The sequence below is a fragment of the Chryseobacterium caseinilyticum genome (assembly GCF_014837145.1).
GTDB classification, from domain to species: Bacteria; Bacteroidota; Bacteroidia; order Flavobacteriales; family Weeksellaceae; genus Chryseobacterium; species Chryseobacterium caseinilyticum.
In genome coordinates this window covers 33320-44896 of sequence record NZ_JACYFS010000009.1, presented here as the reverse complement: position 1 = coordinate 44896, position 11577 = coordinate 33320, and the positions used below count along the sequence as shown (strand labels likewise).

7 protein-coding genes are annotated in these 11577 nt (G+C 36.7%); 2 read left to right on the top strand and 5 right to left on the bottom strand.

Annotated elements, in window-relative coordinates:
• Positions 1-90: 90 nt before the first annotated feature.
• A complete protein-coding gene (gene yiaA / locus IC610_RS18575) occupies positions 91-483 on the bottom strand; it encodes an inner membrane protein YiaA (protein ID WP_191738182.1) in 393 nt (130 codons plus the stop codon).
• 503 nt (positions 484-986) lie between these two features.
• Positions 987-2303: an adenosylhomocysteinase gene (gene ahcY, locus IC610_RS18570; RefSeq protein WP_191738181.1), complete on the bottom strand. Its 1317-nt coding sequence runs from the start codon at positions 2301-2303 to the stop codon at positions 987-989.
• A gap of 163 nt (positions 2304-2466) precedes the next feature.
• On the opposite strand from ahcY, the gene IC610_RS18565 reads away from it, so the two are divergent.
• The gene (locus IC610_RS18565) at positions 2467-2997 is read left to right on the top strand and encodes a HugZ family pyridoxamine 5'-phosphate oxidase (protein ID WP_191738180.1); all 531 of its coding nucleotides are present in this window, start codon (positions 2467-2469) and stop codon (positions 2995-2997) included.
• A 344-nt stretch (positions 2998-3341) separates the two neighbouring features.
• The gene (locus IC610_RS18560; RefSeq protein WP_191738179.1) at positions 3342-3956 is read left to right on the top strand and encodes a 4'-phosphopantetheinyl transferase family protein; all 615 of its coding nucleotides are present in this window, start codon (positions 3342-3344) and stop codon (positions 3954-3956) included.
• Here IC610_RS18560 and IC610_RS18555 read toward each other — a convergent pair.
• From IC610_RS18555 to porU, 3 genes are all read right to left on the bottom strand, one after another.
• The gene (locus IC610_RS18555; protein WP_191738178.1) at positions 3937-6198 is read right to left on the bottom strand and encodes an FUSC family protein; all 2262 of its coding nucleotides are present in this window, start codon (positions 6196-6198) and stop codon (positions 3937-3939) included. The two genes, IC610_RS18560 and IC610_RS18555, sit on opposite strands and share 20 nt — an antisense overlap.
• Positions 6199-6388: 190 nt before the next feature.
• On the bottom strand, positions 6389-7564 hold the full coding sequence (gene porV, locus IC610_RS18550; protein ID WP_191738177.1) for a type IX secretion system outer membrane channel protein PorV: 1176 nt from the start codon (positions 7562-7564) through the stop codon (positions 6389-6391).
• Positions 7565-7620: 56 nt separating this feature from the next.
• Positions 7621-11514 carry a type IX secretion system sortase PorU gene (porU, locus tag IC610_RS18545; RefSeq protein ID WP_191738176.1) on the bottom strand — a complete coding sequence of 1298 codons (3894 nt, stop codon included), beginning with the start codon at positions 11512-11514 and terminating at the stop codon, positions 7621-7623.
• Between the last annotated feature and the right edge of the window lie 63 nt (positions 11515-11577).

Below are 11577 nucleotides of genomic sequence, written 5' to 3'. Positions count from 1 at the left end.
TCAAAAATACAGCTTTTAATTTTCATTATTTTGTGAAATAAAGATAGCAAAAAAAAATAAACCCACCGAATTTGGTGGGTTTTGTGGTATTTATTCCTGAGTCATATTGTCTCGGGTATTCTTCTGGACGGCGATGGCACCAAACAATGCCAACAAAAATGCAAATCCGTAGAATCCTTTTTCACTTGGTAAAATGGTTGCGTTCCAAAGTCCGATTGCCAGTAAAACAATAGAGGAAAGTGTCGCAAACCAACAGATTCCGTAGTAAATATCAGTTACTTTAATGTTTTCTAATCTGTCACGAACAGCTTTTTGCAGTGAAACTACAGCAAATAAACCGTAAAGTAAAATGGTAAAATAATATCCTTTTTCGTTAAGCTGCATTTCGGCTCTCGCCAATCCTACAATAAATCCGATCATTCCTGCACCCAACGCCACCCACGATGCGGCTACGAATGCAGTTGAAACTCCCTGTTTTTTCATTAATTGCTATTTTTGTTTATTATCGATATCAAATATATTATTTTTTTGTGAATGAATATTATTAAAACTTAAGTTTATCACTCTTACTGGAAAATTGTTTTAGATTATTATCATTTAACGTGGAATTTTTATGCAAAAAAGAAAATGGAAATAATGATTTGCTTTTTACAATCGGTATTAAATTCTTTAGGAGAAATCTATGGTAAGTTATTAAAATATTGGAATAGAAGATTTGATTAGCCCCGATAGCAGCGACATCCTTTTGTGATGAGGAACGAAGAGTAAAAGATACAGCCCTTCGTCAAGCTCAGGATAAACAACTAGCGGGAAATAGCTCCTTAAAATATAAGCAATAAGTAATTAATAATGAGTAATGGGGCAGGTAATGTTTAGAGCAAGACGGTTTGAGCGGGGAGAGAATTCTGTTAATGAAAAACGCTCCGGAAAAATTCCCGAAGCGTTGTATAGCAAAATGCTAAAAGCCATTAGTCAAAAGCCAACTGCTAGTAGCGATAATATTCCGGCTTGTATGGTCCCTTTACTTCTACACCGATGTACTCAGCCTGCTCTGTAGAAAGAACTTCCAACTCAACGCTTAATTTTTTAAGGTGAAGAGCTGCTACTTTCTCATCTAAATGTTTAGGAAGCATATACACTTCGTTTCCGTAAGCTTCAGAATTGTTCCAAAGTTCGATTTGAGCTAAAGTCTGGTTAGAGAAAGAGTTAGACATTACAAATGATGGGTGACCCGTTGCACAGCCTAAGTTTACCAATCTACCTTCAGCAAGAATGATCACTTCTTTACCATCTTCTAAAGTATAGATGTCAACCTGAGGTTTAACCTCAGATTTTGTGTGACCGTAGTTGTCATTTAACCAAGCCATATCGATTTCGTTATCGAAGTGGCCGATGTTACAAACGATTGCTTTATCTTTTAATTTTAAGAAATGTTCTTTTCTTACGATGTTAAAGTTACCGGTAGTAGTGATTACGATGTCTGCGTTATCAACCACAGTATCTAATCTTTTCACCTCAAAACCGTCCATTGCAGCCTGTAAAGCACAGATTGGGTCAATTTCAGTAACAGTAACGATAGAACCGGCACCTCTGAAAGAAGCAGCAGTACCTTTACCAACGTCTCCGTATCCGCAAACTACAACTCTTTTACCAGCTAGCATAATATCAGTTGCTCTTCTTACCGCATCTACTGCAGATTCTTTACAACCATATTTGTTGTCGAACTTAGATTTTGTCACTGAATCATTTACGTTGATTGCAGGCATTACCAAAGTTCCGTTTTTCATTCTTTCGTACAGTCTGTGAACTCCTGTAGTAGTTTCTTCAGAAAGTCCTTTGATGTCTTTTGTGAATTCTGGGTATCTGTCGAAAACCATGTTGGTCAAATCTCCACCGTCATCCAAAATCATGTTCAACGGCTTTCTGTCTTCTCCGAAGAAAAGAGTCTGCTCAATACACCAGTCAAATTCTTCCTCGTTAAGACCTTTCCAAGCGTAAACAGGGATTCCTGCAGCAGCAATAGCAGCAGCAGCGTGATCCTGAGTAGAGAAAATGTTACAAGAAGACCATGTAACTTCAGCTCCCAAAGCAACCAAAGTCTCGATCAAAACTGCAGTCTGGATCGTCATGTGAAGACATCCTGCGATTCTTGCCCCTTTCAATGGCTGAGACGGTCCGTATTCTTCACGGATAGACATCAATCCTGGCATTTCTGCTTCAGCAAGGGTAATTTCTTTTCTTCCCCATTCTGCAAGGGAGATGTCCTTAACTTTATAAGGAACGTATTGTGTAGTTGTACTCATATCTTATGAATGATTTAAATTCAAATATTTAAAGTGCAAAATTACAACATATAATTTAGATAAAAAAACACTTGAAATTTTCCCATATATGAGATTTTACAGCCTTTGTTTTATTTGTTTTAATTCTAATTAACGTACTTTTGTGGTACAATAAATCTTATATATGAACCACACCTCAACTCAGGAAGAAGCTCAGAGACAAGCTAAGCCTCTTGCTCCAAAAGTGAAAGAACTGATTGCAAGAACCCAAAGTATTATTTTGGCAACCGTAGATGCAGAAGGAACTCCAAACTCAAGTTATGCGCCGTTTGTACAGGTTGACAATTCTTTCTATATTTTAGTGTCTTTCATGGCAAAACATACAAAAAATCTTTCTGAAGGAAGAAAAACATCCATTATGTTTATTGAAGATGAATCTGCTACAAAACAGATTTATGCAAGAGAAAGATTGACAATTGAAGCATCAACTTCTCAAATTGAAAGAGATTCTGAAAAATGGAATACGGTTGTTGCTCAGTTAAAGGAAACTCACGGTAAAGTAGTGGAAGTAATTTCTGAAATGAAGGATTTTATTCTGATTGCATTAACTCCTGTAAAAGGTGCTTATGTAAATGGTTTCGGAAGTGCTTATTTCGTAGATGAAAATCTTGAAATTATGGAGCACAGAAATGATCAGAATCACCAGAGTAAATAGGAAGCTGGAATTTGTAGGTTGGTTGAGGGATGCATGATGCTGGAAGTTTACAACTAGCCTTTTTTAAATAATATTAATTCACTTGAATCTTAGGATTTGAGTGGATTTTTTTTTGATTTAGGAAGCTGGGTGCTGGATGTTGAAATGTTTGCGTATAGGTTGTTTGCGTGTAGATTTTAATTTATGTTTTAAATTTGAATATCAATCAAGAATTTCCGCATCAGAATTCGAATCCATAAACATCCGGCATCCATCACCCAACACCGCACCCAAAAACTTTCAACTTCCATCACTCAGCTTCCGGCATAAAAAAAATTCTTATTTTTACCCAATAATTCAAACCCATGCCTCTTTACCGCGATTTTTCTGATGACAATGCCACCATTCTGGTCTGGAAATACGACGAGAATGAAGAATTGAATATGGAAGAACTTTTAGAGCCTGAAAATGCTGAAAAAGTAAAAGATTATCATCCGAAAAAATTGCAGGAGGTTTTAATGGTAAGAAAACTTCTGAAAAGTTTAAAACCATATTCTAAAATTTTATACAGAGAACGCGAGCCATTTTTATCACCAAAAGATGCCGAAATTTCAATCACCCATTCTTTTCCGTTCGCAGCGATTGCAATTTCAAAAAATAAAATTGGAATTGATATTGAGAAATTTAATCCTAAAATATTAAGGGTTATTGATAAATTTACCTACGAAAACGAGCGTGGATTTATCCCTTTTGATACGGAAGTGGTTTTTTACACGATTATTTGGAGTGTGAAAGAGAGTATGTATAAAATTCATCATTCCAAACACTGGTCGCTGAAAAAACACTATGAGGTAAGACCTTTTGAATTAAAATCTCTCCGCTCCATAAAATGCAGGGTTCACGACGACAAAATTTCGGATGAACTGAAAGCAAGAGTAGAGTTTTTCGATGATTACTGCTTTACGATTGTTGAGGAATAATCTCTTCGTTTCTGTACGTTTCAATTACTTTTCGCTGTTCTTTGGCTACATCATAAATCAGTTCCAAAACATCATGAATGTTTTTCAGTTCCGTTAAATGAGAAATTTTGTTGGGATCTCTGGTGTCATAGTGCTCGTTTTCCAGAAGTTCGGTTTTTCTTTTTGAAAGGAGATCTTCGATGGATGAATCTTCTGGCTCCAGACGGCTGTCCATTCTTAAAGTTTCAGGAATTTTTTCGCCATTCAGCAAAACGGAAACCTGATTCATTTCTGCCTCAATTTTTTTCGTCCAGCTTTCAGAATCTATTTCGGTGTATTTCTTTTCTTTTTTTGAATATTGAGAAAGAGAGGCGGTGTAAGCGGTTATCAGATGTGAAGTCGCAACAAACTGATGCACTACTTCCAGTTTTTTCCGTTGGTTTTTCGGGTCGGTAATCATTCTCTGGAAATTATCCGAAAGATTGGCAAGCGAAATAATGGCATTTTTTCTTTTTACTTTATAGTCTTCGATATCAAAATCTTCATTCAGAAACTTAGACATCACGCTGTGAAAGTAAGTGAGGTTAGATTCTGCAGACTTTTTCATCAGATCTAAATTCTGTGTGTACTCCCAAACAGGCAATATAAGGTACGAAACCAGAAAAGCAATAATTCCTGCGATAATGGTATCTACAATTCTGTCTTTAAAGATCACATTAATGTTTCCGGGATTCAGGAAATTAAAACTCAGAAAAACATACATTGTCATGAATAAAACAGCCCAGAAATAGCGCCCTTTCAGAAAACTGAAACACAGAATCATGCTGACTAAAAGCACAGAAAACAAAACAGCATTGATATGGACATAATGCAAAATGGCATACGCAATGACTGCACCGGCAACAGTACCGTAAAAACGCAGGAGATTTCTCTGTTTGGTAATGGAGTACGCAGGTTTTAATATAGCAACAACTGTAATTAAAATCCAGTAGGTATGACCGATTTCTATAAACGGAAGCAGGGAAACCAGATATCCTAAAAACAGCGCCGCTGTCACCCGTATAGCATGACGGAAATGAGATGAGGTAAGCGAAATGTTGCTTCTGAGAACTTTAAAATTAATCTTTTCCTCATTGGGCATAAACTTTTTTAAATCTAAACCTGTTGAAAGACTTTTTGCCAGTTTTACGTTTTGGGAGAATACTTTATAAATCTCATTGATCTCTTTCGTGATTTCACCAATCCGCATCATAATCTGACGGAGAATCATGAAGTTTTCCAGAGTTTCTGGAGTCATTTCTCTGTTTCTCAGTTCAAAATAACTTACATTTAATTCATCTGAGCGAACTTCAAGATTAAAGATCGGCTTGGCTCTGGTGCTGCTCTGGAGTGAGATTCCAATGTTGGCGATTTCTTCAGAGAGGATGTTGAGATAGTCATGAATTTTTACTAAAATTGTCGAGTCTTCAAAACTTTCCTGTAGTTTTTTGTAATCACTTTCTGAGGTCATCAGTTTTTCGTGCAAGTCCATAGAATTCAGAAACATCAGCATCAGTAAACGGCTGATTGTTGTTGATTCATTGACGATAGTTCTGGTTCTGAAAACGGTATCACGTGTTTCCTCCTGAAGATTTTTGATCTCGATCTGTTTGGCAATAACCTGCGTTGTAAGTTTATTAAAATCAGGGTTTTTCTGATAAAAACTAGCTTTTATCTTTAAAAATTCGGCAAGCTGAAGATAATTTTCTCCAATCATCTGACTTGCCAGTTTGTAAGGCTGAATCGTGGTTACGACAAGAAAAATCAGCAAAAACCAAACAGATCCCGCTGCGAAAATCATTAAACTTTTAAAAATGTTTGCTCCCGTTAAATGCCCGTCAATAAAAATCGCAAGTACAACCAATGCCAGTGAACCAACTGCCGCTAATCTTTGTCCGTACACTCCAATCAGAGAGAAGAACATTCCGAAAGCCACAATTTCCAGAATTACCAGTGGAACGATCCCTTTAACCAAACTGGCAATAGAAGCGACAGCGACGAAGCAGAAAATCGCAAAAGTTAATGAATTTCTTCTTCGGATAAATGGCCCGGGTTGATCGGTGAGTGCAACAAAACTGGTTCCCAGTGGAAAAAGAAAATATTCTTTGAGCATCCCAAAATGTGCCAGAACCAGACACGGAAGCACCGTAGACAATGTAATTCTGATGGCAGAATATACGTATTGGCTGGTTACAAATTTTTTGAGCTCAGAAGAATAATTCATACTGCAAAAATAGGGGTTATATGTGAATTGGTGGGATTTGTTTTTGGACTAAATGTTATTTTTTTGGTTGGGTGTTGGTTGTTTGATGAAGGAAGATGGAACTTCTAGATTGGAAGTGGATTTTATTATTTAGGTTAAAACAGCAAAAGCCCCATGAATGGAGCTTTTGAATATTTTGATTTTTATAATCTTAATAATCTACATTAGATGTTTCTGCACCGATGTTCCAGGTAAGACCGAAACGAAGGGTATTATCTAAAGCGGTGTTGATTTTAGACATGTTGATCAGATAAGAAATATCTAAACCGAATGAACGGTATTTCAAACCGATACCAGCCGTTGCAAACTGTCTTGCTCCCTGCTCTTCACTTTCGTGGAAGTAACCTCCTCTCAAAGCAAATGCGTTGTCATAAGAGTATTCCAAAGCACCGCTGTACATGATAGAATTGGTATTGTTGAATGATTTTCCGATACCTTCCATTACTCCAACGTTTGGTATACCATAGATGTAACGTGTTTCTCTGGTATTTGGATCTAATTCAGTTCTTAATAACTCAGATCCGGGAACAAGAATTTTAGAACCTTCTACAGAAATTCCAACTCTGTTCATATCATCAAGATACATATCATATCCTAAACCTAATCTTGCCATTGTAGGAAGGTAAGATCTTGATTCTTCGTTTCCTGTATAATCCAATTTAGGACCTAAGTTGCTGATGGAGAAACCTCCGTTTACTTTACCTTCATAATTTCCGAAACTCTGAAATCTTGGTGAAGTATAGTAACCTGAAATATCAACAGCGAAAGAGTTTGCCGGCTTCAAAGTAGTATCTGTGTTGAACCCTCCGGCTAAGTCTGAACGGATAAATCTACCTGTAACAGCCATTGAATAAGAATCTGAAAGCTTAAGACCGTAAGCAACATCAATGGAGAATTCGTTTGGTTTTGAAGTACCCATAGAAGTAACTTCATTTCCTACCAACTGTGTAAGGTCTACTTCTCCCATATTGAAGTAATAAATACTTGCGGAAATAGTAGATCTTTCTTCTGAACCTAAAAATTTATGAAAAGCACCATACAATAAAAATACATCATTCGTAAGTTTACTCATATATGGTGTATAGTTCAAACCAAAAGAAGAACTTGTTCTGCTGAAAGGATATTTTGCCGCATTCCAATATTGAGAGAACGCATCCGGTGAAGTTACCACACCCTGATCTCCCATACCTCCTGACCTTGCATCTGGTGCGATTCTAAGGAAAGGTGCTCCTGTCAATACAGGTCTTACCTGGCTTAAATCCTGAGCGTAGCTTAAGAAGCCGGCACTCAGACCTATTCCTAAAAGCAGTTTAGTAGTTAAATTCATATGTTGTCTTTTATATATTATCAGTTTTATAGATATATTTCGATTAATTTATAATTTTATTTCAAAAGTACCATTTTTTCTACAGCTGTAGCACTTCCTTTGCATTTTTCTTGATTCTGACTTTTTGCAAATATCTTAAAAATATACGTACCTTTTGCTACTGTGTCTCCAAAATCATCTTTTCCGTCCCATTCTATTGCCTGTTTTGGCGTTCTGTAGCCCTGTAGGAACGGTTCTGCGATTACAGCCGAGGTGATTGTTTTTACAAGTTTTCCTGTTATCGTATAAATCTGAACATTTACATCCAGAATATCGTCGCAATTGTGCTCAAAGTGAATATAAGTTTTATTGGTAAACGGATTTGGCCAGTTCATTGGTCTGTTAATGATCAAATGCTGGTCAGACTGATCTTTTACCTCAAAGTTTAACGTAGAGACAGTAGAATTATTGTTGATGTCCCAAACTTTAAAAGTAAGTTGATGTTGCCCGATTGCTAAGTTTCTGAATGGGTAAGTTACATTACCTTTCTGGTATTCTGCCAATGCAGGATTGATACATCCATTACCTTCACCTGAAGCATAAAAATCATTAAGAACTAAAGTATTGATAATCTGCCCGTCAAGATAAGTTGTAATATCATGTCCCACCCCTGATCCTGTAGAATTTATTCCGGTATCATCAGTTAAACAAGCCAGTAAAGTAGGGTTTTGATTGGTAATACCGCCATTGGCAAAATTGGTATTGTTCATGTATAATTTTACTTTCGGTGGCTCGTTGTCATTAATTCCGTTCGGATTAATATCACCTACCTGTACAGCCTGATTGTTGAAGACATCGGAAACTTTGTTGTCTGCATAACCTAATATTCTACCCTCGCCAACTGTGTAATTAATATCTTTCGGAACATAAAACTCTACGGTAAACTGTCCGTTGGTAGCAATTCCGGATGCTTTTACGATTGCACTTCCTTCTTCTGTATAATTAAGAATAGGAGTAAGATTTCCTGGGTTGTTTAAAGTGTTTTTGTTTAATCTTTTATCAAAAATATTAATAACTACACGACCGTTGAAAGTATTGTTTAAAGTTCCGTTGGCATTATTGATATGTCCTGTCACTTTCACAAAATCCAAACCTCTAATCAATCCCGGAACCGGAGATTCTATATTATCAATTACCAGTCGTCTTGTCGGTCTTGAAAGTTTCATCGCAGGATCTCCAAGAAAGTTAACTTTTAAGTGATTTGGGTCACTTGGTTTTAGTTTTTTAGCATTTAAATGAGCATCTCCGATGGTTATAAAATCGTCGTTGGTCAATTTAAACATTTCTCTCGTATAAAGATTTGTGAAGTCAACTCCATATCCTACACCAACCGCACGGCTGGATGTTATCATCGAAGCGGGGCCACCCTGTTTTAATTTAATAAGCTGTTCTCCTGCGGAAAAAGTTCCCGGCTCATCCCACAATGTAAATTCACAGGTAATTGTCGATACAAAAGGGAATCTGCTGTAGATATTAGAAAAATTATTGGCAGCCTGAATTTCATCTGTTGTGAAAACTCTTTCCTGAGCCCAGCCATTGATTCCGCCATGTCCGAAATAGAAAAGGTAAAGACTGTTTCCCATATCATTAGAGATGGCCTGATTTACCTGTTGGTATCGACGGCCACCGGCAGTACTCTGTCCCTGAAATGAATCAAGATAAAGTTTTCTTACATTATATTCTTTCAGATTGGTATTTGCAGGAATTTCGAAAACATTCTGCAAAGTATTGTTCATCACCGTGTGGAACGGAGCGCCGCCTTCATTATCATCATCTACAACGAAATCAAGTTTCATTTTCCACTCTCCGAAAGAGTTGGATTGTCCCGGCAATGAATTGTAATAAGCCAATGTTTTATCAATCATATTAGCTGCTTCCGTTGCATTGGCAGCAGGTAATCTGCCGATTGGTATATTGGGCAAATTACTGGCGAGCATGATATTGGTTTGTGGCGTAGTCATCACTATGTAATCATCAGTAATGAATGAACTTACCACATCTGCAGACTCCTCACTCTCATATCCGGAAACTACATTGCTGTTGTTTGCGATTCTGTTTTTATAATCATAAGATGCGTCACCTATTATCATTACATATTTTAATCTTCCGGTAGGAGTATTCAGTTTAGTAATGAAGTCTCTGATGGCGGTAAGGTCACGGCTTCCGCTTCCAAATTCATTATAAATTTTTGCAGGATCTACAATCTGTACATTAAAACTGTTTTTGGTTTGATGGTAGTTGGCTAATCTCTGCGCTTGTCCCATCATTTCAGGTGTAGTAATAATCAGATAATCTACATTCTGCAATCCGGAAAGATCTTGGTTGCCTATTCTTTCAACAAACTGAGGTGCAAATGCGGCATCAGCCTTAAATGCAACAAATTCATTATTAAAAAACAGATTTGATGTAGTATAAGCAAAATTAAATGTACCTGCTCCTCCTTTATTTACTCTTCTGTTGGCATTGGTAATGTCAGTAACATCCCAAACCTGTTCCAGGGCTCCAGAATTTGCAATTCCGAAACCATACGTGGTGTTGCTTCCGCTTTGAAGTGAAAAATCTCTGAAGCTCAGCTGAGAACCATTGTATGTAAGATCCTGTTTATACTGCACTTCAAGGTAATCAAAATGGAAAGCACCGTTTGGATTGGTGCTGATATTAGGAAGATAATTAAAAGTAATTTGATTTCCTGTAAGATTTGAGATATTACCAAAGTATCTCAGTGGATAAAATTCATACACATAATTTGTCGAATTCGGAGGAACAGCTAATGCAAGAGGATTAAGGTTGTTTATGTTAAAAGTTACACTATTTTGCTGCGCTCCAAAACCAATAACCTGCGTGCGGTATTTTATAACATCACCGGGCTGAATAGGAGTTGCTACATTAATTACAATACTTTTGTCAGCTGAGAAAGGTGCTTCTTCTGCCCAGATTCGACCTACTTTCAATAGATTTTTCTGGTCATTATTAATTACCTGATAGTCATCATATCTTGTGATCAGAGGAGTTGCGGGTAAATTGACATCTACATTTTGTACTCTTTTTCCTGCTCCTTTATCAAAATTGATATAGTAATAAGAAAAATCATCATAAATATTTTTCAGACCATTGGCATCATCGATTCTTGTATCTTTTCTTTTGAAACCGTTCCCGTTTGCAGTACTGTAAAGATTATAGCCATTAGGTCCCTGTGCATAAAACAAAGCGTAGTCATTATCATTCCACACATTGTCTTCTTCACCAAAAACCTGAATAGCATTTTCCTGAAGTGCACTGTATTTCGTATCCTGATTAAATTCGGGAAGCATTATTCCGCCATTCCCGTAAATTCTGAAGTTTTTAGGATTTACACTCGAAGGATTTACTCCTATATCTCTTAAAAACTGTGCTGTAATTTTAAAGATACCCGATTTATCAACTCTTATTTTATAAAAACCTCCTGATGAAAGAGGATTTACTGTAGTACCTACTTTGGCTGCGTTAAGATTTTGTGGCGCTCCATCTTCCGTAATTTGAAAAGAAGATAGTCTTTGCACAGTTCCGTTTACTCTTTTAAATAAAGAAACATTGTAGCTTGCAAATCTTTCACCCTCAATATCAACATAGGTGATATCCTTAATCTCATATTCCGGAAGCTGTGATGCATTCAATTCAAATAAATCTTTTTGAGAAACATTTTCCCACTGAAGATTGGTAACCTTCAACTGGTTTGCTGCCGTCTGTATTTTATTGTGAATAAAAATATTGTCTCGCGCGAAAGAGAATCCTTCATTTTTAAATGCAGGCAGCACTTTCTTTATAGTACCAAAATCTTCAGTTTTAGAACCATTCCATTCTATGGCAACACGTTGTGCCTGTAATGTTGTTGCTAAAGAGAAGAGGGATATAAATATAATTTTCAGTCTCATGTTCGTAGATGAATTTCCGAATTACAAAATAAATGAAAATTTTATAATTACATAGTGTACAAT